The organism is Streptomyces sp. NPDC018029 (assembly GCF_044327655.1).
Classification (GTDB): domain Bacteria; phylum Actinomycetota; class Actinomycetes; order Streptomycetales; family Streptomycetaceae; genus Streptomyces.
The window spans coordinates 81,069-106,525 of record NZ_JBIRFV010000002.1; the positions used below are offsets into that span (position 1 = coordinate 81,069).

Annotated in this window: 2 protein-coding genes; both read right to left on the reverse strand. The window is 73.2% G+C overall.

Annotated features, from left to right (window positions below; translation table 11 throughout):
• Positions 1-46: 46 nt before the first annotated feature.
• The gene (locus tag ACH4D5_RS04975; protein ID WP_398298696.1) at positions 47-11,335 is read right to left on the reverse strand and encodes an amino acid adenylation domain-containing protein; all 11,289 of its coding nucleotides are present in this window, start codon (positions 11,333-11,335) and stop codon (positions 47-49) included.
• Positions 11,332-25,443 (reverse strand): amino acid adenylation domain-containing protein, encoded by a 14,112-nt coding sequence (locus ACH4D5_RS04980; RefSeq protein ID WP_398298698.1) that lies wholly within the window; start codon positions 25,441-25,443, stop codon positions 11,332-11,334. The genes ACH4D5_RS04975 and ACH4D5_RS04980 overlap by 4 nt, the downstream gene beginning before the upstream one ends.
• Between the last annotated feature and the right edge of the window lie 14 nt (positions 25,444-25,457).

Genomic DNA, 25,457 nt, shown 5'->3' on the forward strand with positions numbered 1-25,457 from the left:
TGCCCTGTGCAATTTGCCCTGTGAAATACACGGCAATATTCCGGTGTCACTCCTTTCCGGTGCCGGTCGCGGCCCTGAGCTTTTCCGCGACGATTCCTCCGATCTGTGCCGAAGGCGCGGGCTGCAGCATGGTGTAGTGGCCGGCGGCGATTTCGTGGGACTCGATGTCGCCGCCGATGTACGGCCGCCAGCTCTCGCCGGAGACGGCTGCCGGGGTGTCAGCGGGCCGGTCCTCGGCCGCGACGAAGAGCAGCAGGTCGCCCTGGAAGCGGCGGGGTGTGTGGTGCGGGGTGAGCCGACCCACGTTGTCGATGACCTGGCGCATGTTCGCCCTGAGTCCTTCGTCCATGTCCTGGCCGATGTTCTCGTCGGGCGGCAGTCCGAGGTCGCTCGCCCTGGGCGTGGAGGTGTCGTCCCGGCCCGCCGCGGGTTCGACGTTGCTGTACTGGGCTCCGCCGAAGCCCTCGGGGTAGCCGTCGATCACCGCGAGGAGGTCGACCTGTTCGCCCTGTTCCTCCAGGTGGGTGGCGACCGCCTGGGCGATGAGGCCGCCGAGGGACCAGCCGAGCAGGTGGTAGGGGCCGGTGGGCTGGACGGTCCTGATCCGCTCCGCGTAGTCGGCCGCCATCTCCGCAAGGCTCTGCGGCAGCGGTTCCGGTTCGGCGAGTCCGCGCGCCTGCACGCCGTACACGGGCCGGTCCTGCGGCAGGTGCCGCAGCAGGGCGGCGTACGCCCAGCTCAGTCCCGTACCGGTGTGCATGCAGAACAGCGGCGGGAGGCTGCCCTTGGGGCGCAGCGGCAGCAGCATCTCCAGGTCGCCGTGGTCGCCGCCCGCGCGCCGCCCGGCGGTGCGGGTGCCCGCACGGCCCTTGCCGCGGAGCGTGAGGAGGCCGTCGGCGGTCCGCCTGGCCCGTTCGCCCGTGCGCAGCATCCGCTCGCCCGCGGTCCCGAACGGGCAGGCGACGAACCGTTCACCGGTCGTCCCCGGCGCCTCGGCGTAGCCGCGGGCGAGGGACGATCCTGCGACGTACAGGTCTCCCGTGGCGCCCGGCGGGACCGGTCGCAGGAAGTCGTCGAGGACGAGGGCGCGGGTGTTGGGCACGGGCCTGCCGGCGGGTGCCGGGTCGGGCAGGGACTCGCCGGGCCCGGTCCGGTGGCCGAGCCACGGGCCACCGGTCTCCGCGGCGCCGTGGGCGCCGACCAGGGTGGTCCCGGGGTGGTCCGCCAGCCATGCCCGGGTGTCGTCGACGGCCGCGGGGCCGCCGGTGTCGACCACCGTCACCTCCGCGAACGGCGCCTCACCGGCCGCCCTGTCCGGCGCGGTCGGCAGCAACTCCCGTGTGGTGACGAGGTGTTGCGCGCCGGCGGGGCCCGCGGTCGGTGCGGCGCCCTCGCCGGGTGTGCCGAGGCGGACGCCGCCGCCCGCGCACAGGGCGGAGAGCAGTGGTGTCAACAGTGCGGACACCGGGGCCCGTACGTCGAGGAGCGTCACCCCGTGGTGTGCGGGGGCGGCGTGCTGGTGGTGCACCGCGTGGTCGACGAGCGTGCGGTGCTCGACGACGGCGCCCGCGACGGTCCCGTCGCCGCTGTCCGCCGCGGTGGCGCCGAGCACGAGTGCCGCCTGCCGGGGCAGGGGCGGCGCGAGCGGTGGACCGGCCTGCGGGGAGGCGCCGTTGGTCGCGGCGAGCCGCGGGTCGTCGAGCAGCAGGACGGGCACCGTCACGCCGTCGCCGAGCAGCGGCGCCAGGGCCGTCGCGCAGATCAGAGCGGCGGGGGTGACCTGCCGCAGACAGGAGGCGACGTCCTCCATGGGCCGGTTCGGGTCGGCGATCAGGCAGGCGGCACCTGACCTGAGCACGCCCAGCAGCGCGACGACGAGGCCGGTGGTGGGCGGCAGCGCGAGGACGACCACGTCCTCGGCGCCGATGCCCCGGTCGGCGAGGCGCCGGGCGAGCCGGCCGGACGCGTCGTCCAGCGCGCCGTGGGTGAGCAGACCGTCGTGGTCCATGACGGCGACGGCGTCGGGGGCCAGCGCCGCCTGCTCGGCGAGCAGTTCGACGACGGTTCCGTCCGGGACCCGCGCCGCCGTGGCGTCGTGGGTCTCCAGTACTCGGCGGTGCTCCTCCTCGTCCAGGAGGATTTCGACCTGGCTCAGCCGCAGTTCGGGATCGTCGGCGACCTGCTGGAGGACGCGGGTGAGCCGCTGGGCGAGAGCGGTGGCGGTGGACCGGTCGAACAGTTCGGTGGCGTAGCGGATCGTGCCGTCGACGCCGTTCGGACCGCTGTCGGAGCCGTGCCGTTCGGTGAGACCGACCACGAGGTCGGCCTCAGCCGCCGGTGTTCCGACGGGCAGGCGGGTGGTGCGCAGGCCCGGCAGCTCCGGCGACTCCCACATCTCGGCGGAGTCGCCGAGGATCTCGAGGACCGCCTGGAAGACGGGGTGATGACCCGCCTCGGGCAGCGCCAGCGCGTCCACGAGGCGGCCGAAGGGCACGTCGGGGTTCTGGACCGCGCGCTGATAGGTGTCGCGTGCGCGCCGCAGCAGTTCGCGGTACGTGGGGTCGCCGGAGGTGTCCGTGCGCAGGGCCAGCGGGTCGGCGAACGGGCCGACGAGACCGTCCAGGTCGCCCTCCTCGTCCCGGCGCGGCAGCACCGTGCCGAGCGTGACGTCGGTGCCGGCGCCGAGCCCGGACAGGAGCAGCGCGAGCGCGGCCTGCACGACCATGAAGAAGGTCGCGCCGTCGGCCTCGGCGATCTCCGTGAGCCGGATGTGCGTGGCGCTGTCGAGGGCCAGCGGCACCTCGTCGGCGCGGTGGGACGGCAGGGGCGGCCGTGGCCTGTCGGCCGGCAGCTCCAGTTCGGTGGCGGCGTCCGCCAGGGCCTTCTTCCAGTAGGCGAACTGCTCGCCGATCAGGCTGTCGCGGTCCTCCTCGTCCCGGAGCATCTCCTGCTCCCAGAGCGCGTAGTCGGCGAACTGCAGGGGCAGCGGGGCCCGTTCGGGTGCGCGGCCCTCCCTGCGCGCGCCGTACGCGGCCGCCAGGTCACGGACCAGGACGATGAGTGAGGCGTCGTCCGTGGCGATGCGGTGCACGACGAGGAGCAGCACGTGGTCGGTCTCCGCGAGCGCGAACAGGCGCGCCGCCCAAGGCGTTTCCCTGGCGAGGTCGAACTCGTGCGCGGCATGGTCGGCGAGGAGGCGCGGCAGCTCGTCCTCGGTCGTGGCGGTCACGGGCAGGACGGGACGGGCGGCTTCGGTGCCCAGAACACATTGGCGCACGTCGTCCTGGCCGGCGTTCTCGGGGCGTACGTCATCGCCCGCGCTGTCGGCACCTGGGCCGACGAACGTCGTCCGCAGGATGTCGTGCCGTGCCGCGACGTCTCCCAGTGCGGCCTCCAGCGCCTCCCGGTCGAGCCTGCCGCCGAGGCGCAGCGCGATCGAGGTCCGCTGGGCGGCGGAACCGGGGTTGGCCCTGGCGAGCCGCCAGGTGCGCAACTGGCCCGCGGTGACGGGGATCTCGTCGGGGTGGTCGACCGGCCGCAGCTCCGGGAGCTCCTTCGAGGTCAACATGCGGGCCACGCCCAGCGGGGTGGACTCGCCGAAGAACCGCCGCATGCTCAGTTCGAGGCCGAGCTCCTCGCGGATTCGCGCGGAGAGGCGCATGGCCAGGCCCGAGTCGCCGCCCAGGTCGAAGAAGTTGTTGTCGACGCCGACCCGCTCCAGGCCGAGGACCTCGGCGAACAGCGCGCACAGGGTTGCTTCGAGCTCGGTCTCCGGCTCCCGGCCCGAGATGCGTCCTGCGAAGTCGGGCCGGGGCAGCGCGCCGCGGTCGACCTTGCCGTTGGCGGTGAGCGGCAACGTCTCCAGGACCACCACGGCGGCGGGCCGCATGTACTCGGGCAGTTCCTTGGCCAGGTGGTCGTGGACGGACTGGATCTCCAGGTCCTTGGTCTCCGGCACGATGTAGCCGACGATGCGTTTGTCGCCGGGCCGGTCCTCGCGGGCGATCACCGCGGCCTGCCGCACGCCGGGGTGCGCCGCGAGCGCCGCCTCCACCTCGCCCGGCTCTACGCGGAACCCGCGGACCTTCACCTGCTCGTCCGCCCGGCCGACGAACGACAGCTGTCCGTCGGCCGTCCAGCGGGCCAGGTCGCCGGTGCGGTACATGCGGCCGCCGCCCTCGACGAACGGGCACGCCACGAAGCGTTCCGCGGTCAGGTCGGGCCGTCCCACATATCCGCGGGCCACGCCGGGCCCCGCGACGTACAGCTCGCCCGTCGCCCCGGCCGGGACGGGGTGCAGGAAGCCGTCCAGGACGTACGTCCGTACGTTGTCCAGTGGGCGTCCGATGGCCGGGGGCTTGTCCTGCGGCCTGATGTTCTCGTCGACGGGTCCGGCGGTGGCCATGACGGTGGCCTCGGTGGGGCCGTAGGTGTTCCACACCCGCGCCTGCGTCGTCCACCGGCTCGCGAGGCCGGCGGTCATGAGCTCAGCGCCGAGGACCCAGTTGCGCACTCCGGGGACGGATGCGGGGTCGAGCATCGTGAGCAGGGAGGGCACGACGCTGGCCGTGCTCACTCCGGCCGTCTCGATCATCTCCGCCAGCGCCGAAGGTTCCGCACGCTCCTCCGACGAGGCGATCGCCAACGTACCGCCACCGGACAGCGTCACCGCCACATCCAGCACCGCCGCGTCGAAACTGAACGACGCGAACTGCAGGACGACAGTCCCCTCGGAGACGCCCAACACCGGACGCATCGCCGCCGCGAGGTTCGCCACGCCACCATGCGCCACCGCGACGCCCTTGGGGCGTCCCGTCGAACCCGACGTGTAGATCACGTAGGCGAGTCGATCCGGTCCCGCGGCCACGGCCAGCGGTTCGGCGGACTCGGCCGCCAGGGACTCCGCGATGTCCGCAGCGTCAAGCGGTACGGTCCGTGCCTCGCCGAGCGACACCTCGGCCAGGCTCTCCGCGACGCCCAGCACGACGGCCGCACCACTGTCGGCCACCATGAACGACAACCGGTCCACCGGATACTCCGGATCCAGCGGGACGAAAGCACCACCCGCCTTCCACACCGCCAGCTCCGCCACCACCATGTCCACACCACGCGGCAGACACAGACCCACACACGACTCCGGCCCCACCCCGAGCCGAGTCAGGTAACGCGCCAGCCGATTCGCCCGCGCCTCCAACTCCCCGTACGCCACGACATCCGCACCACACCGCACCGCCACCGCCTCCGGCGTGCGCACCGCCTGCGCGGCGAACAGTTCGGGGACGGAGGTGTCCGGGTGGGTGACGTCCGTGGTGTTCCAGGTCTCCAGGACGCGGGTGCGTTCCGCGGCGTCGGAGATCTGGAGCCTGCCGACGGGGGCCTGCGGGTCGGCGGCCATCTGTCGCAGGGCGCGCAGCAGCCGGTCGAGGAGGGCGCGGGCGGTCTCCTCGTCGAAGGCGTCCGGGCGGTAGGTGAGCCGCATCCGCAGCCCGTTCAAGGGGTCCACCACCAGGCCGAGCGGGTAGTTGATGGACTCGCGCATGCCGGCTTCGGTGAGCTCCACTCCGGCCGGTCCCGGCTCGCGGGTGCTCCCGTCGTCCTCCGTCGACGCGTCCATGCCGGTGGGGAAGCTCTCGAACGCCATGAGGGTGTCGAACGTCGCCCCGCGGCCGGCCACGCGCTGGATGTCGCCCAGGCTCAGGTACTGGTGGTCCATCAGGACGGACTGCCGGGTCTGTACGTCCGCGAGGACGTCGGCGACGGTCGTCGCCGGGTCGAACCGCACCCGTACGGGGACGGTGTTGATGAACAGTCCGAGCATGTTCTCCATGCCGGGCAGGTCCGCGGGCCGGCCGGCAACGGAGGCGCCGAACACCACGTCCTGGCGGCCGGCCAGCTGGCCGACGACCAGCGCCCACGCGGTCTGGACGACCGTGTTCAGGGTGACGCCGCGGGCGCGGGCCAGCTCGCCGAGCGCGCGGTCGAGTGCGGGGCCCGCCACGGCGAAGACCTCGCCGGACGTCGCGTTCGGGTCCGTCCCCGCGACCGCGCCGGGTGCCATGGGGACGACCTGCGTCGGCTCGTCCGTGCCGGCCAGCTCCGCCCGCCAGGCCTCCTGTGCCGCTTCCTTGTCCTGCTGTGCCAGCCAGGCCAGGTACTCACGGTAGGGCGTCACGGGCGGCAGTCCCGCCGCGGTGCCGCCGGCTTCGTAGCACGCCCACAGTTCGCGCCGCAGGACGGGCAACGACCAGCCGTCGAGCACGATGTGATGGAGCGTCACCATCATGCGGTAGCGGTCCTCACCGATCCGGGCGAGGAGCACCTTCACCAGGGGCGGCTTCGCCAGGTCGAAGCCCTTGGCCCGCTCCTCCCTGCCGATCCGCTCGGACTCCTCCCACGCCGCGTCCTCGTCGAGCCCGCAGAGGTCCTCCTCGCGCCACGGCAGGGTCGCGCGCTCGGCGACGACCTGCACGGACTGACCGGAGCCCGCCACCTGACGGAAACCCACCCGCAGGCTGGCATGCCGATCGAGGAGCGCCTGCCAGGACGCACGCAGCCGTGCCGTGTCGAGCGGTCCTTCGAGGCCGACGATCATCTGCTCGACGTACACGTCGGTGCTCTGCCGGTCGAACAGGGCGTGGAAGAGGAGGCCTTCCTGCAGCGGCGACAGCGGCCAGATGTCCACCAGGTCCGGGGCCGCCGTCTCCAGCTTCTCGATCTGTGCCTGGTCGAGGGTGACCAGCGGGAAGTCGGAGGGGGTGTGGCCGCCGGCGGTGGGCTCGTCGACGTGTGCGGCCAGGCCGGCCAGCATCGCCGCCCAGGCCTCGACCAGTGCCCGTGCCGCCGTCTCGTCGAGCAGCCGCCGCGGCCAGGCCAGGCTCAGTGTGAGCCGCGGCCCGCCGGTGGCGTCGTGGACGACGCCGGTGACCTCCAGCGGATGCGCCACGGGGAAACGGCCGCCAGCCGGGTCGCCCGCGGGTGCCTCGGGGTCGTCCGGCGCGCTGCCGGGGATCCGGCCGAGGTAGGTGAAGCCGATCCGGGCGGTGGGCAGGGCCGCGAGGCCGGCGGCGGTGTCCGCGTTGAGCCGGCGCAGCAGGCCGTGGCCGAGCCCGTCGCCGGGCACCGCGCGCAGTTGTTCCTTGACTCGCTTGACGGCGTCGCCCGCGGTCGGGCCGCCGTCGCGGAGGTCTTCGAGGTCGTCGGCGTCGGCCGTTCCCACGTCGATGCGTACCGGGTGGGTGCCGGTGAACCAGCCGATGGTGCGCGAGAGGTCCATGGTGTCGGTCAGGGCCTCGCGGCCGTGGCCCTCCACGTCCACGAGGAATCCGCTGTCCGGCGTGCCACCGTCGCACCACTCCGCGACGGCGGCGGCGAGCCCGGTCAGGAGCACGTCGTCGACGCCCGCGTGGAACGCCTCGGGCACGCCGGTCAGGAGCGCCGACGTGACGTCGGCGGGGACGGTCACGGACACCCGCCGCACGGTGTCGGCGAGGTCGAGCGCCGGGTCCATGGGCACCGCGGTGAGCTGCGGGTCGGGTCCCTGGAGCAGCTCGGTCCACGCGTCGAGCTCCGCCGTCCGTGCCGCGTCCGTCGCCTGCTCAGCCAGGGCGCGCGCCCAGTGGCGGAACGAGGTGGGCACCGGCGCCAGTTCGGGCGTACGGCCCGCGGCTGTCGCGGCGCACGCCTGCTCCAGGTCGGGCAGCAGGATCCGCCACGACACGGCGTCCATCACGAGGTGGTCCACGACCAGGACGAGGCGTCCGGCGGTGTCGGGGCCCAAGTCGAGCCAGACCACCTGCAGCATGACGCCGCCCCGCGGGTCGAGCCGCTCCACGGCGGCCCGGGTCTCCTCGGCGATGGTGCGCGGGAGGTCGTCGAGGGCCGTGCCGGTCGCGTCGAAGCGGCGGACGAACGATCCGGCGGGCACGGTGCCGGGCCCGGACACCACGAGGCGGCGCTCCGGTCCGGTCTCCAGGCGGGCCCGCAGGGCGTCGTGGTGGTCGACCAGCGCCCGCACCGCGTCGGCCAGGGTCTCGGCGCGCAGGTTCGCGGGGGCCTCGACCACGGCGGACTGGACGACCCGGCCCACCGCGTCGGCGCCGACCCGATCGATCAGTTCGTGCATCACGGGCGTCAGCGGCACCTCTCCGATGCCGGAGTCGCCGCCGCCGGTGCCGACGGTGTCGGACGGGACGGCGACCAGTGCCAGGGCCGCCGGGGTGCGGTGCTCGAAGACCTGCCGGGCGGTGATCGCGAGGCCCGCGCGGCGGGCGCCGGACACCAGCATCATCGACGAGATCGAGTCGCCGCCGAGCGCGAAGAACGAGTCCTCGGCACCGGCCCGCTCGACGCCGAGCACCTCGGCGAACAGGTCGCACAGGACGGCCTCGACGGGCGTCCGCGGGTCGCGGCCGCCGGGTACGGCGAGTTCGGGGGTGGGCAGCGCGGAGCGGTCGAGCTTGCCGTTGACGGTGAGCGGCAGCGCGTCGAGCACGACCACCGTGGCCGGGACCATGTATTCGGGAAGCCGGGTGGCGGCGAAGGCGCGCAGCGCCTCGGTGTCGAGGGTGGGGCCTTCGGCGCCGTCCTGCCCCTGCGCGGGCTGCGGGGCGTCCGTCGCGGGGACGACGTACGCGACGAGGCGTTTGTCGCCGGGCAGGTCCTCGCGGGCGATCACCGCCGCCTCGCGCACGGCCGCGTGTCCGGCGAGGACGGCTTCGACCTCGCCCGGCTCGATCCGGAAGCCGCGCAGCTTCACCTGCTCGTCCGCGCGCCCCGCGAACGACAACTGTCCGTCGGCGGTCCAGCGGGCCAGGTCACCGGTGCGGTACATGCGCCCGGCGTCCCGGAAGGGGCACGCCACGAAGCGTTCCGCCGTCAGGTCGGGCCGTCCGACGTAGCCGCGCGCGACACCCGGCCCTGCGACGTACAGTTCGCCGGTCACGCCCGGTGGCACCGGGCGCAGGAAGCCGTCGAGGACGTAGGTCCGCATGTTGCCGAGCGGGCGGCCGATGGCCGGCGGGGCGTCCACCGGTTTGATGCCCTCGTCGACCCGGCCGACGGTCGCCATCACGGTGGCCTCGGTGGGCCCGTAGGTGTTCCACACCCGGGCCCGCGTCGTCCACCGGCTCGCGAGGTCGGCGGTCAGCCACTCGCCTCCGAGGACCCAGTTCCGTACGCCAGGGACCGTGTCGGGGTCCAGGGCGCGCAGCACCGACGGCACGACGCTCGCGGCCTCCACGCCGGTCGTGCGGATCATGTCCGCAAGGGCGGTCGGCTCGGTGCGCTCCTCCGCGGAGGCGATGGCGAGCGTGCCGCCGGCCGCCAGGGTGACGGCGACGTCCAGGACCGCTCCGTCGAAGCTGAAGGACGCGAACTGCAGCATCACGACGCCGTCGCGCAGGTCCAGTGCGGGCCGCATCGCCTCGGCGAGGTTCAGCAGGCCGTGGTGGGCGAGGGCGACGCCCTTGGGGCGGCCGGTCGAGCCCGATGTGTAGATGACGTAGGCGAGTTGGTCGGCGCCGACCGGGATGCCCAGTGGTCCGGCGGGCTCCGCCGCGATGGCGCGCGCGGTCCCCGGCTCGTCGAGGAGGACCACTCGGGCGGTGCCCACGGGTACTTCGGCGACGGCGGTGCCGGTGGCCAGGACGACGTCGGTGCCGCTGTCGGCGATCATGTAGCCGAGCCGGTCGGCGGGGTGGTCGGGGTCGAGCGGGACGAAGGCGCCGCCCGCCTTCCACACCGCGAGCTCCGCCACGATCATGTCGGTGCCGCGCGGCAGGCAGAGGCCCACGCGGTGTTCGCGGCCGATGCCGAGTCCGGTCAGGTGCCGGGCGAGCCGGTTCGCCCGCTCATCCAACTCGCGGTAGGTGAGGGCATCGTCGCCGCATCGCACGGCTGTCGCGTCGGGTGCCCGGCGGGCCCGTCCCTCGAACGCCTCGACGACCGAGCCGGCCGGCAGGGGGCGGTCGGTCGCGTTCCAGTGCTCGATCACCGAGGCCCGCTCGGCCTGTTCCAGTACGTCGATGTCGCTCACGCGGGCCGACGGGTCGGCCACGACCTGTTCGAGGACGCGTACGAACCGCTGGACGACGGACTCCGCGGCGGCCCGGTCGAACAGGTCGGGCCGGTAGTCCAGCTTGAAGCGCATCCGGTCGCCGCCGGGCACGGCGACCAGGGTGAGCGGGTAGTGCGAGGCGTCGCGCGACGCCCCCGAGGGCCTGATGGTCACGGCGTCCGGGCCGGGCTCGGGGCCCGCGGGCGGCAGCGGGTAGTTCTCGTACAGGACGAGCGTGTCGAAGACCGCGGCGGGCCCGGCGAGCTTCTGCACCTCGGCGAGGCCGACGTGCTGGTGCGCGATCAGGCCGGACTGGGCGGCCTGCAGCCGCGCCAGGAGGTCGGCCACGGGCTGCGCGCCATCGAGGCGTACGCGCACGGGAAGCGTGTTGATGAACAGGCCGACCATCGATTCCACGCCCGGCAGCTCCGCCGGGCGGCCCGCGACGGTCGCGCCGAAGACGACGTCGGTGCGCCCGGCGAGCCGGGCCAGGACCAGCGCCCACGCGCCCTGCACCACGGTGTTCACGGTCAGGCCACGGCCGCGCGCCAACTCCACCAGGCCTGCGGTGAGTTCCTGCGGGAGGTCGGTGAGCACGTGGTCGGGCAGCACCGGGGCACGGCTCGGGTCCGTCGGTGCGACGAGCGTCGATCCGTCGGCGCCCGCCAGCTCGGCGCGCCAGGCGGCGCGGGCCGCGTCCTTGTCCTGGCGGGCCAGCCACGCCACGTACTCGCCGTAGGGTGCCACGCGTCCGAGGACGGAGGCGTCGCCGTCCGCCTCGTACACCTGGGAGAGCTCGTTCAGGAGGACCGGCATCGACCAGCCGTCGAGCAGGATGTGATGGAACGTCATGACGAGCCGGTGCCGTCGGTCGCCGAGCCGCACGAGCAGGAGCCGCAGCAGCGGCGGGACGGCGAGGTCGAACCGCTGGGCGCGCTCGCGGGCCGCGAGGCGGTCTATCTCGGCGAGGGCCTCGGGCTCCACGAGCCCGCTGACGTCCGCCTCGTGCCAGGGCAGCGCGACCTCTCGCGGGATGACCTGCACCATCCGGGCGCCGGTCACCGGGCGGAAGCAGGCCCGCAGCGCGGCGTGCCGGGCCAGCAGCGCCTCCCACGACGCCCGCAGCCGATCCGTGTCCACGGGCCCGTCGATGTCGAGGCCCGACTGCACGGTGTAGACGTCCGGGCCCTGGTCGTCGTAGGAGGCGTGGAAGAGCATCCCCTCCTGCAGCGGCGAGAGGGGCCACACGTCCTCGACGAGGGATCGGGATCGGGTCGTCATCGGTCTGTCTCCTCATAACGGCTGGTGGCTGTGGGCCATGGCTTCTCGCCGGCGAATCCGGCTTCTAGTTCCTCGATCTGGTGTTGTGCGAGGTTGAGGAGGTGGAAGTCGGATGGGGTGTGTCCGCCCGCCGTGGGGTCGGCGGTGTGGTCCGCCAGGCCGGCCAGCATCGCCAGCCAGGCCCTGCCGAGCTGTTCGGCGTCGGCCTCCTCCAGCAGCCGGCTCGCCCAGCTCAGCGTGATGGTCAGTGCGGGCCCGTCGGCGGTGTCCCGGACCACGGCGCTCGCGTCCAGTGGGTGGGTGGCGGGCATGTCCGGGTCCACCGAGCCGCCGATCGCGGTCTCACCGGCCATCTCCCACGGCCCCGGCGGTCCCGCGGCGCGGCCACCGCCCGCGGCGAACCGGCCCAGGTAGTTGAAGCCGATCTGCGCGGCCGGCGCGGCCTCGAACACGGGACGCGTCCCGGGGTTGAGCCGGCGCAGCAGTTCATGGCCGAGTCCGTCGCCGGGCACCGCCCTGGCCTGCTCCTTCACGGCCTTCACCAACGTACCGGCAGCGGGCCCGCCGGCCCTAGCGGCGTCCAAGTCGGCGCCGGTCACCTCGAGCCGCACCGGGTGCACACCGGTGAACCAGCCCACCGTCCGCAACAGGTCGACGTTGCCCAGGGGTTGGCGGCCGTGGCTCTCGATGTCGACAAGGAGTCCGGACGCGGTCTCCGGCCGCCACTGCCCGACCGCGCCTGCGAGGGTCGCGAGGAGTACGTCGTCGACGCCGCAGTGGAAGGCGGTGGGCGTGCGGCCCACGAGGGTGGCGGCGTGTTCGGACGGCACGGTCCATGAGCGGTGGCGCAGGGTCCGTACGGTGTCGACGGCCGGGTCCAACGCGCGGGCGGCGACGGCTTGTTCGTCCTTGCCGAGCAGGGCGAGCCAGTCGTCCGTCTCCGCGACCCGCCGTTCGTCGGCCGCCTCGGCGGTCAGCAGCTCCGCCCAGCGGCGGAACGACGTGCCGACGGGCTCCAGTCGGGGCGCGCGGCCCGCCGCTGCCGCTTCGCAGGCGGCACGCAGGTCGGGGACGAGGACGCGCCACGACACGCCGTCGACGACGAGGTGGTGCACCACCAGCACGATCCGGCCGGTGCGGCCGGGGCCCGCGTCGACCCAGACCGCCCGGGCCAGCACTCCGGCGGACGGGTCGAGCTGTCGCGCCGCTTCCTGGGCCGCGTGGCCGGCGATCTCGTCGAGGGTGACGGCGGCGGTGGCGTTGGGCGCTTGGGCGGCGGTGGCGTTCGCGGCTGCGGTGGTGGCGGCGGTGGCGTTCGCGGCTGCGGTGGTGGCGGTGGTGGTGGTCGTCGTCGCGTCGACGCGTGACACCAGGTCCGCCGCGTCGACCGACCCCCGCTCCCCGACGACCAGCTTCGGCTCGCCGGGCACGGTCCGGGCGCGCAGCATGTCGTGCGTGTCCAGGACGGCGGCGAGACCTGTCGAGAGGACGTCGAGGCCGAGTCCGGCCGGCGCACCGACGATCACCCACTGCGCGAACGCGGGGCTGGTCGCCCGCTCGCCCAGCGCGTGCATCACGGGGGTCCAGGGCACCTCGCCGACGCCGATGTCGTCGGGCGTGGTCTCCGGTTCGGCGGCCACCGTCACCTGCGCGAGGCGTTCGGGCGTCTTCTCGTCGAACACCTGCCGCGAGGTGAGTGTCAGTCCTGCCCTGCGTGCCCGTGACGCGAGCTGCATCGACATGATCGAGTCGCCGCCGAGTTCGAAGAAGCTGTCGTCGACGCCGACCCGTTCAAGGCCGAGCACCTCGGCGAACAGGTCGCACAGCGTCCGCTCGGTCGCCGTGCGCGGCGCACGGCCGGTGACCCGCCCGGCGAAGTCGGGAGCCGGCAGGGCGGCCCGGTCCACCTTTCCGTTGGGGGTGAGCGGCAGCCGCTCCAGGGGGACGAAGGCGGTCGGCACCATGTACTCGGGCAGCCGCTCGCTTACGTACGCAGGGAGGGCGGTGGACCCGAGGGGTCCGTCGGGGCCAGGAGGCTGGGTAGGCCGCTCGCCGTCGGTGACCACCACGTACGCCACCAGGCGGTGGGCGTCGTCGGGGCCGTCGCGTCGCGCGACGACCGCGGCCTGCGCGACGTCCGGGTGCGCCGCGATGACCGCCTCGATCTCGCCCGGCTCGATCCGGTGGCCCCGGATCTTGATCTGGTCGTCGGCGCGGCCCACGAAGCGCAGTTCGCCCCGGTCGGTCCACCGGGCCAGGTCACCCGTGCGGTACATCCGCACCCCCGCCCCGAACGGGCAGGCCACGAACCGCCGCGCCGACAGTCCCGCACGTGCCAGGTAGCCGCGGGCGAGCCCCGCGCCGGTCACGTACAGCTCGCCGGTCACTCCCGGAGGCACGGGCAGCAGGAACTCGTCCAAGACGTAGACCTGTACGCCGGTCATCGGCCGCCCCAGGGGGACGATGTCGCGGCCGGGCGTCAGCGGCTCGCTCATCGCCGCGCAGACCGTGGTCTCGGTCGGCCCGTACGCGTTGATCATGCGCCGGCCCGGCGACCACCGGTCCACCAGGCCTGGCGGGCACGCCTCCCCGGCCACCACCAGCGTCTCCAGCTCGTCCGGCAGGGCGTCCTCGGCCGCCAGTACGCTCGGCGGCACCGTCACATGCGTCGCACGCGTCTCCCGCAGCGCCGCGTCCAGCGACACCCGCGGCGGCAGTTCGTCCGCCCCCGCGACGATCAGCGTCCCGCCCGAGAGCAGCGCCATGCACAGCTCGGAGACGGCGGCGTCGAAGCTCAGCGACGCGAACTGCAGCACGCGCGACTTGGCCCGCACGCCGAAGCGGTCGATCTGGGCCCGCGCGAGGTTCTCCAGGCCCGCGTGGGTGACGACGACACCCTTGGGCGCGCCGGTGGAGCCCGAGGTGTAGATGACGTACGCGGCATGGGCGGCCGTCAGCGGCACCGACCGCTCCGCGTCCCGCACCGGACCGGCCGGAAGCCGCCCGATCTCACGCGCCACCACCGGGTCATCCACCACCACGACCCGCCCCGCGAATCCCTCGGGCACCACACTCCGCGAGGCCGTCGTGCACACCACCACCGCCGGATCCGCGTCACGCAGGACGTACGCGACCCGCTCCGCCGGATATCCCGCGTCCACCGGCACGAAGACACCTCCCGCCAGCGACACCGCAAGCAGGGAGACGAGCAGGGAAACGGACCGCTCCCCCACCACGGCCACCCGGACCTCGGGCCCCACGCCCGCGGCCACCAAGTGCCGGGCGAGACGGCTCGCCTCCGCACTCAACTGGGCGTAGGAGAGCCGCTGTTCACCCGCCTCCAGCGCCACCTCGTCCGGTGATGCCACCACCTGTCGCCCGAACAGCTCCGGAAGCGGCGCCGGGGCCGCCGGCGCTCCTGTGGCGTTCCACTGGCGCAGGACCCGGTCGCGCACGTCGGTGTCGGCGACGTCGACGCGGCCCACGGGAACCGACGGGTCGGCGACCAGCTGTTCAAGGACCCGCACCAGTGAGGCGACCATCCGCTCGGCGCGGGCGCGGTCGCACACATCCGGCCGGAAGACGAAGTCGCCCTGCATGCGTTCGCCCGGCGAGACGACGAAGGTCAGCGGGTAGTGGCCCATGTCCTGCGGCATGCCCGCGGGGCGGATGGTGAGGGCCCCGGGGGACGCGTCGGTCGCGGGCGGGTGGGGGTAGTTCTCGTAGACGACGAGCGTGTCGAAGTCCGCGCCCGCTCCGGCGAGTTGGCGGATCTCGGAGAGGCCCACGTGCTGGTGGGCCATGAGGGCGACCTGGCGTTCCTGGAGTCCGGCCAGCATCTCGGCGGCGGGCTGCCGGGCGTCGAGGCGGACCCGCACGGGGAGGGTGTTGATGAAGAGGCCGATCGCCGATTCCGCGCCCGGCAGGTCGGGGGGCCGCCCCGCCACGGTGGCGCCGAACACCACGTCGGTGCGCCCGGCGAGGCGTGCGAGCAGCAGCGCCCACGCGCCCTGCACCAGCGTGTTCACCGTCAGTCCGCGGTCGCGGGCCAGTGCGGCGACGCCCCGCGACAGCTCCTCGGGGAACGCGAAGCGCACCCGGTCGGGCACGACAGGCACGCGCACCGAATCCGCGGGCACGACGAGCGTCGGCTCGTCCAGACCCGCCAGTTCCGTGCGCCAGGCCTGCCGCGCCTTCTCCTTGTCCTGACGGTCGAGCCAGGCCAGGTACTCGCGGTACGACGTCACCGCCGGCAGGTCCCGTTCGCCGCCGCCCGTCGCCAGGGCCTCGTACGCGGCGGACAGGTCGCCGATCAGGACGGGCAGGGACCAGCCGTCCATGATGATGTGGTGGCTGGTGATGACCAGGTGGTGACGGTTGTCGCCGAGGCGGATCAGGAGCAGCCGCATCAGCGGCGCCCGCGTGACATCGATCCGTTCCGCGCGTTCGCTCGCGGCGAGGCGCTCGGTCTCGGCCTGCGCCTCGTCCTGGGCGAGGCCCGTCAAGTCGGCCTCGTGCCAGGGAAGTTCCACGTCTCGCGCCACGACCTGCGCGGCCTCACCCGATGCCAAGCGGTGGAAGCTCGCACGCAAGGTCGGATGCCGGCGCACCAGGGCCCGCCACGCGTCGCGCAGCCGGGCCGCGTCCAACGGGCCGTCGAGCTCAAGTGCCCGCTGGCCTTCGTAGACGTCGGGGCCGTCCTCGTCGTAGGTGGCATGGAACAGCATGCCTTCCTGCAGAGGCGACAGCGGCCATACGTCGGTCAGCCCGGGCACCGCGGCAGCGAGGTCCTCCACATCGCCCTGCGTCAGGGCGGCGCCCATGAGGGGGAAGTCGGAGGGTGTGTGCCCGCCCGCGGCGGGGTCGGCGGTGGTATGTGCGGCAAGGCCGTCCAGCATCGCCGCCCAGGTCCGGCCGAGCCGCTCGGCCCCGGCCTCCGGCACCAGTTCGCCCGCCCAGCTCAGCGTGAGCGTCAGCTCCGGCCCTTGGGGGGTGTCGCGCACCGCGGCCCCGGCGTCCAGGGCGTGTTGCAGGGGCATGTCGGGGGCGACGGTTCCGCCGATCGCGATCTCGCCGGTCAACTGCCAGGCGTCGGGGGCTGCTTGGAGCTCCTTGGACGCGCCCCCGGCGAAGCGGCCCATGTAGTTGAAGGCGATCTCCGGGGCGGGGCGGGCGCGGAGCAGAGGCGCCGTATCCGGGTTGAGGTGGCGGAGGAGTTCGTAGCCGAGTCCGTCGCCCGGGACCGCGCGCAGGTGCTCCTTGACCGTCTTCAGCAGCGTCCCGGCCGCGGGCCCGCCAGCCTTGACCTGGGTGAGGTCGATACCGGTCGTGTCCACCCTGACCGGGTGTGCGCTGGTGAACCAGCCGACCGTGCGCGACAGGTCCACGTCGCCGATCGGCTCCCGACCGTGTCCCTCGACGTTGATGAGGAGGCCGGACGCCGCTGCCTCCGGTCCGCAGTGCGCGACGGCGGCCGTCAGTGCCGCCAGCAGGACGTCGTCGACACCGCAGTGGAAGGCGGTCGCCGTACGGCTGAGCAGCACCTCGGCCTGCTCCGGTGGCACCACCCAGGTACGGCGGCGCGCGGTCCGCGCAGTGTCGACGTCGGGGTCCAACGCTCGTCGCGTGACGGGGTGTTGGCTCTGCGGAGCCTGTTGCGACTGCTGGGCCTCACCCAGTAGGGCCAGCCAGTCTTCCAGCTCCGCGACCCGGCTCTCGTCGGTCGCCTGGGAGGCCAGCAACTCCGCCCAGCGGCGGAACGACGTGCCGACCGGGTCGAGCCGGGGCGTCCGCCCGTCGGCCGCCGCCTCGCACGCGGCCCGCAGGTCCGGGACCAGGACGCGCCAGGAGACACCGTCCGTGACCAAATGGTGGGCGACGAGGATGAGTTGACCGGTTCGTCCGGGGCCCGCGTCGGCCCATACCGCCTGCAGCATCACGCCCGATGCCGGGTCGAGTCGGCCCGCTGCGGACCGGGCCAGCTCGCCCAGGTCCGGGCCCTCCGCGCCGACGTCCGACGCGTCCACGCGGACGATCAGGCTCTCGGCGTCCGGCGTTCCCGGCTCACCGACGAACAGCTTCGGCTCGCCCGGGACGGTGCGGGCCCGCAGCATGTCGTGCGTGTCGAGGACAGCGTTCAGACCCGTCGCGAGGACGTCCGGGCGCAGCCCGGCCGGGGTGGCAAGCACCACCCACTGCGCGAATTCGGCGCTGGTGACGCGGTCGCCCAGCGCCCGCATGACCGGCGTCCAGGGCACCTCGCCCACGCCGACATCGGCGGGCGCGATCTCGCGGGCCGCCGTCTCCACGACGAGCGCGAGCCGTTCCGCGGTCTTCTCCTCGAACACCTGGCGGGGCGTGAGGACGAGGCCCGCCTGACGGGCCCGGGATGCCAGCTGCATGGAGCTGATCGAGTCGCCGCCCAGCTCGAAGAACCCGTCCTCGACCCCGACCCGCTCCAGCCCCAACACCTCGGCGAACAGATCACACAGGATCCGCTCCGCCTCCGAGCGCGGCTCACGCCCCGACACCCGCTCCGCGAAGTCCGGGGCGGGCAGAGCCGCCCGGTCCACCTTCCCGTTCACCGTCAACGGCAAGGTGTCCAGCACCACCACCGCCACCGGCACCATGTACTCCGGCAGCACCCCCGCCACGTACGCGCGCAGCTGCTCGGGATCGGCGTCCTCCTGGTCATGAGGCGCGACGTAACCGACAAGGCGCTTCTCGCCGGGGCGGTCCTCGCGGGCGACCACCGCCGCCTGACCGACCGACTCGTGTCCGGCGAGTGCGGCCTCGATCTCGCCCAGCTCCACACGGAACCCACGGACCTTGACCTGCGCGTCCGCACGCCCCACGAACAACAACTCACCCTCACCGGACCAGCGCACGAGGTCGCCGGTCCGATACATACGCCCGGCCCCGCCGAAGGGGCACGCCACAAAGCGCTCCGCCGTCAGGCCGGACCGGTGCAGGTAGCCGCGCGCGAGGCCGGGCCCCGCGACGTACAGCTCGCCCACGGTCCCCGGGGCCACCGGTTTCAGGAAGTCGTCGAGCACGTAGGCACGGGTGTTGGCCAAGGGGCGGCCGACCGGCACGGGGCCCTCCCCCGCCGCCGGTCGCAAGGGCTCGCTCATCGCCGCGCAGACGGTCACCTCGGTGGGGCCGTACGCGTTCACCAGGCGACGGTCCGACCAGCGTCGCGCCAGCCAGGAGGGGCACTCCTCGCCTGCCACCACCAGTGCCTCCACGGTGTCCGGCAGGGCGTCGACGGTCCCGAGGACCGACGGGGGCACGGTCATGTGGGTGACGCCGAACTCGGCGGCGACCTGCTCCAGCCTGCCGTGCGGCGGCAGCCTTTCGCCGTCGACCACGACCAGTGCGGCGCCGGACAGCAGCGCCATGCACATTTCGGAGACGGCGGCGTCGAAGCTCCACGAGGCCAGTTGCAGGACACGTGAGTCCGGTCGTACGGCGAAGCGTTCGATCTGGCCGGTGGCGAGGTTGCCGATGCCGCCGTGCGTGACGACCACGCCCTTGGGCGTACCCGTCGAACCCGAGGTGTAGATCACGTACGCGGGGTCCTCCACGCGGCACGCGGGCCGAACCGGCCAGGTTGCACTCCTGGCGGGCGCGGAGACGGACACCGGGGTGTCCAGCACCCAGCGGGGGGCGCGGGTGGCGCCCGTGGGGATAACCGGCTCGGTCGTGGTCGTGCACACGACCAGTGCGGGGTCCGCGTCGGCGAGCACGTGCGCGATTCGCTCCGCCGGGTACGCGGGATCGACCGGTACGAACGCCGCCCCGGCCCGGGCCACGCCCAGCAGCACCGCGACCACGTCCACGGAACGCTCCATGATCACGCCGACCAGGTGCCCCCGGCGTACGCCGCGCGTCACCAGCTCGTGCGCCACACGGTCGGCCGCCCGGCCGAGTTCGGCGTACGTCCACTGCCGGTCCGCCCCGAGCACGGCCGGCGCGTCCGGGGAGCGGCGCACCTGCTCGTCGAAGAGCGCACCCAATGTCCCTGTGCGGACCGGGCCGGCCGTGTGGTTCCACCGCTCCACGACCAAGGTGCGCTCGGCCGTCTCCAGTACGTCGATGTCGCTCACGCTCAAGGCCGGGTCGGCCGCGATCTGTTCGAGCACCCGCATGAGCTGCCGGCCCACCTGAAGGGCCCGCTGCCCGTCGAACACGTCCGGCCTGTACGTCACCCTGACCTCGATGCGGTCGTCCGGGACGACGCCGATGGCCAGCGGGTAGTGGGTTCCCGCCTGGCTGCTGAGCTGGGTGAGGGTTACGGGGGTGGGGGCGGTGCCGGCGGTGGTGTCGGGGCCGGCAGTGGTGTCGGTGCTGGTGGCTGTGTCCGTGAGCCGGGAGGTGTTCCGTGGGTAGTTCTCGACCATCAGCATCGTGTCGAAGACCGCGCCGGGCCCGCCGAGGGCCTGGATCTCGGCAAGGCCTGTGTGCTGGTGGGGGAGCAACGCGGCCTGTCGCTCCTGTAGCGCGGTGAGCAGCTCCGCGACGGGCTGCGCGCCGTCGAGGCGTACGCGTACCGGCAGGGTGTTGATGAACAGGCCGATCATCGACTCGATGCCGGGGATCTCCGGTGGCCGCCCCGCCACCGTCGTACCGAACACGACGTCCGTACGCCGGGCGAGGCGGGCGAGGACCAGCGCCCACGCGCCCTGCACGACGGTGTTGACGGTCAGCCCCTGGGAACGGGCCCATTCGGTGAGGGCCCGCGTCGCCTCCGTGGACAGCCGCACCGAACGTTCCTCGGACAGGACGAGGCCGCCGCCGAGGTCCGCGGGCGCCACGAGCGTCGGCTCATCGGTCCCGGCAAGCTCCGCCCGCCAAGCGGCCCGCGCGGCCTCCTTGTCCTGGCCGGCCAGCCAGGAGAGGTAGTCGCCGTACGAGGCCGAGCGGGTCGGGGGCGTGGCGGTCGTTTTGGCAGTGACGGCGGCGACGGCGGCACTGGTGGTGGTGGCGAGCGTGGTGGCCGCCGCGTAGGTCGCCGAGACCTCGTTGAGCATGACCGGCGTCGACCATCCGTCGGCCACGATGTGGTGGCTGGTGACGACGAGCCGGTACCGGTCCGCACCGAGGCGGATCAGCAGCAGGCGCAGCAGTGGCGCAACTGTCAGGTCAAGCCGCTCCGCCGCCTCGTTCTCGGCGAGTCGGTCCGCTTCGGCGAGGGCGTCCTCCCAGGCGAGGCCCGTCAAGTCGACCTCGCGCCAGGGAAGTTCGGCGCTCTGGGCCACTGCCTGCACGGCCTCGCCCGAGGCGAGACGGTGGAAGCCGGCGCGCAGCGCATCGTGCCGGGCGACCAGCGCTTCCCAGGCCGCCCGCAGCCGCTGGGCGTCCAGCGGGCCGTCGACTGCGAGCACACGCTGACTCTGGTAGGCGTCGGGGCCTTCCCGGTCGTACGTGGCGTGGAACAGCATGCCTTCCTGCAACGGCGACAACGGCCATACGTCGGCCAGGCCCTGCACCGCCGCCTCCACCCTGTCGACGTCGGCCTGCGTGAGGGCAGCGCCGAGGAGGGGGAAGTCGGAGGGTGTGTGTCCGCCCGCGGCGGGGTCGGCGGTGGTGTGCGCGGCGAGGCCGGCCAGCATCGCCACCCAGGTACGGCCGAACCGCTCGGCCTCGTCCCGCGTCAGCACTCCGCCCGGCCAGCTGAGCCGGATCTCCAGCTCGGGCCCTTGGGCCGTGTCGCGAACGGACGCGTTCGCCTCCAGGGCATGCGGCAATGGCAGGTCCGGGGCGACGGTGCCGCCGATAGGGGTCTCGCCTGCCAACTGCCAAGCAAGCGAGGCGCCTTGGAGGTCATTGGGTGCGCTCCCGGCGAAGCGGCCCATGTAGTTGAAGCCGATCTCGGGGGCGGGACGGGCGCGGAGAAGCGGGGCTGTTTCCGGGTTGAGGTGGCGGAGCAGTTCGTAGCCAAGTCCGTCACCCGGGGCCGCGCGCAACTGCTCCTTCACCGTCTTCAGCAGCGTCCCGGCCGCGGGCCCGCCCGCCATGATCTGGGTGAGATCGATACCGCTCGCGTCCACCCTGACCGGGTGTGCGCTGGTGAACCAGCCCACCGTGCGTGACAGATCCACGTCGCCGATCGGCTCACGACCGTGCCCTTCGACGTCCACCAGTAGGCCGGACGCCGCCGCTGCCTCCGGCCCGCAGTGCGCGACGGCGGCCGTCAGTGCCGCCAGCAGGACGTCGTCGACGCCGCAGTGGAAGGCAGCAGGTGCCGGACCGAGCAATGCTTCGGCCTGCTCCGGCGGCACCACCCAGGTCTGCTGGTGCAGGGTCCGGGCGGTGTCGACGTCGGGGTCGACGGCCCGTTGGCCGATGGGCTGTTGGGCCTCGCCCAGCAGTTCAAGCCAGTCCTCCAGCTCCGCGACCCGGCTCTCGTCGGTCGCCTCCGTCGCCAGGAGTTCCGCCCAGCGGCGGAACGAGGTCCCGGCCGGTTCCAGCTTCGGCGCACGCCCCTCGGCCACCGCCTCACACGCGGCCCGCAGGTCCGGAACCAGCACCCGCCAGGACACACCATCCACCACCAAGTGATGCGCTACGACGATGAGTTGCCCCAGCCGCTCAGGCCCCGCATCCACCCATACGGCCCGCACCATCACCCCGGACACCGGATCCAGCCGCCCCGCCGCCTCCTGCGCGGCCGCCACCCCGATCTCCCCCAACACATCCGGATCGGCGCCCACCGCGTCGACACGCGAGACCAAAGCCCCGGCATCGACCGACCCCGGCTCACCCACGACCAGCTTCGCCTCACCGGGAACAGCGCGCGCCCGCAACATGTCATGCGTATCGAGAACGGATGCGAGGCCTGCCGCAACAACATCCAGGCCCAGTCCGGCCGGGGCACCCAGCACCACCCACTGCGCAAACCCCGGCTGTGCGACCCGCTCACCCAGCGCCCGCATGACCGGCGTCCACGGAACTGGGCCGGTACCGACGTCCGCAGTCCGCACTTCACGGTCGGCCGCCGTCTCCACGACCAGCGCCAGCCGTTCGGGGCTCTTCTCCGTGAAGACCTGGCGGGGTGTGAGGATGAGCCCGGCGCGGCGGGCCCGGGATGCCAGCTGCATCGAGCTGATCGAGTCGCCGCCCAGCTCGAAGAACCCGTCCTCGACCCCGACCCGCTCCAACCCCAGCACCTCGGCGAACAGATCACACAGGATCCGCTCCGCCTCCGTACGCGGCTCACGCCCCGACACCCGCTCCGCGAAGTCCGGCGCGGGCAGTGCCGCCCGGTCCACCTTCCCGTTCACCGTCAACGGCAAGGCGTCCAGCACCACCACCGCCACCGGCACCATGTACTCCGGCAACACCCCCGCCACGAACGCACGCAACAGCTCCGGATCCACGTCGCGCCGGTTATCAGGAACGACGTAACCCACCAGGCGCTTCTCACCGCCCGGGGTGTCCCGGCGAGCCACCACCACTGCCTGCCCCACGGACTCATGTCCGGCAAGTACGGCCTCGACCTCGCCCAGCTCCACCCGGAACCCACGGATCTTCACCTGCTCGTCCGCACGCCCCACGAACAGCAGCTCGCCCTCGCCCGACCAGCGCACGAGGTCGCCGGTCCGATACATCCGCCCGCCCCCGCCGAACGGGCACGCCACAAAGCGCTCCGCCGTCAGGCCGGGGCGCCGCAGGTAACCGCGTGCCAGGCCGGACCCGGCGATGTAGAGCTCGCCCGTGACACCGGGCGGGACCGGGCGGAGAAAGGCGTCCAGGACGTATACCTGCCGGTTTGTGAGCGGGCGCCCGATCGGCAGGGCCGGACGGCTGGGCGCACCCACCGGCAGCACATGCCATGTCGCACACAAGGTGATCTCGGTGGGGCCGTAAAGATGCCGCACTGCCACGTCCGGGCACACCTCCCGCACCCGTGCCACCGCGCCGACCGGCACCACATCACCACCGGTCAGCACTTCCTTCAGCCCGGCGAAACACTCCGGGGACTCCTCCGCAAGCACCCGGAACATCCCTGCCGTCACATGCAGCACCGACACACCGCCGGCAATGGCGGTACGAATCCGACCGGCATCCACGACACCCGGCCCGGCCACCACCACACGGCCACCCGCCACCAGCGGCACCCACACCTCGAACAGCGACACATCAAAGGCATGCGGCGCATGCATCAACACCGCATCGCCCGCACCCACCGACCAGCCCGGATCTGCCACCAGCCCCGCCACAGCACCGTGCGGAACCGCCACACCCTTCGGCACCCCCGACGACCCCGACGTATACATCACATACGCCACGTCCTCCGCCCCGATACCGACAACCGAGCGGCCAACCGGGCACCCCGCAACAGCCGCACGCACCCCCGGACCGTCCAGCACCACCAGCCGCGCCCCGACATCCGCGGGAACCACACCCCGATAGGCCTCCGTGCAGACGACCGCTACCGGCGCCGAGTCCTCCAGCAGGAACGCCACCCGCTCCGCCGGATACTCCACATCCACCGGCACATACGCCGCCCCCGCACTCCACACCCCCAACAGAGCGACCACCAGATCGACCGACCGCTCCATCACCACCGCGACACGATCACCACGCCCCACCCCCACACCCGCCAGATACGACGCCAGACGCCCCGCCGCCACATCCAACTCCGCGTAGGAGATGGCCCGTTCACCGTCCGCGATCGCCACCGTGCCCGGTGCGCGTTCCACCAGGCGGGCGATCAGTTCAGGGACCGTCCCCACCGGTGCCGGCCGTTGTGTCGCGTTCCATCCCTCCACCACCAGCGACCGCTCCGCCGCGCCCACCACGTCGACGTGTCCCACTGGCAGCGACGGGTCTGCCACAAGTTGTTCGAGGACCCGCGTGAGCCGGTCGATGACCGACTGGGCGGCGGCACGGTCGAACAGGTCGGGGCGGTAGTCGAGCTTGAAGCCCATCCGGTCGGCCTCGGGCGCCACGACCAGCGTGAGCGGGTAGTGCGCCGCCTCCTCGCCGCCGAGGAACCGGATGGCGAAGGTGCCGGGGGCGGGCTCCTCCTCCGGGGGGCGCGGGTAGTTCTCGTACACGACGATCGTGTCGAAGACCGCTCCGGGGCCCGCGAGTTTCTGGATCTCGGGCAGCCCGAGGTGCTGGTGGGCCATGAGGCCGGCCTGGCGTTCCTGGAGGGCGGTGAGCAGCTCCGCGACGGGCTGCGCGCCGTCGAGGCGTACGCGTACCGGGAGGGTGTTGATGAACAGGCCGATCATCGATTCCACGCCCGGCAGTTCGGCCGGGCGACCGGCCGCTGTGGCGCCGAAGACGACGTCGGTACGCCCGGCGAGGCGGGAAAGGACCAGCGCCCACGCGCCCTGGATCACCGTGTTCACCGTGACTCCGACGGCACGAGCCGCCTGGGCGAGGCCCTGCGTCAGCTCCTCTGAGACGTGGGTGATCAGGCTTTCGGGGGTCACGGGCGTCCGGCCCGGGTCCGCCGGTGCCACCAGCGTCGGCTCGTCGGCCCCGGCAAGCTCCGCCCGCCAGGCGGCCCGTGCGGCACCCTTGTCCTGCCGGTTCAGCCAGGCCAGGTAATCGCGGTAGGACGTCGTGCGGGGCAGGCCGCGGGTGTGGCCGCCCGCCGCGTACACGGCGGGCAGTTCGTTGAAGAGCACCGCCATGGACCAGCCGTCCATCACGACGTGGTGGCTGGTGACGACCAGCCGGTGCCTTTCCTCGCCCAGCCGGACCAGGAGGAGCCGCAGCAGCGGGGCGTTCGCCGGGTCGAAGCGTTGCGTCCGCTCCCGAGCCGCCAGCCGCTCGGTCTCTGCGAGGGCCGCGTCCTCCGGAAGGCCGGAAGCGTCCACCATGTTCCACGGCAGCACGGCCTCGCGCGCGATGACCTGCACCGCCTCCCCGGACTTGCGGCCCCGGAAGCTCGCCCGCAGCGCGCCGTGCCTGGCCAGCAGTGCCTGCCACGACCGTCGCAGCCGTTCCACGTCCAGAGGTCCGACCAGCTCCAGCATGCGCTGCCCCTGGTAGACGTCCGGTCCCTGGTCGTCGAAGGCGGCGTGGAACAGCAGCCCTTCCTGCAACGGCGACAGCGGCCAGACATCCTCGACAAGGGATCGGGTCATCGTCTCTGTCTCCT

Bases quoted from the DNA above. Each gene is read 5' to 3' on its own strand.
- ACH4D5_RS04975 (WP_398298696.1), bottom strand. From the start codon at position 11,335: ATGACGACCCGATCCCGATCCCTCGTCGAGGACGTGTGGCCCCTCTCG.
- ACH4D5_RS04980 (WP_398298698.1), bottom strand. From the start codon at position 25,443: ATGACCCGATCCCTTGTCGAGGATGTCTGGCCGCTGTCGCCGTTGCAG.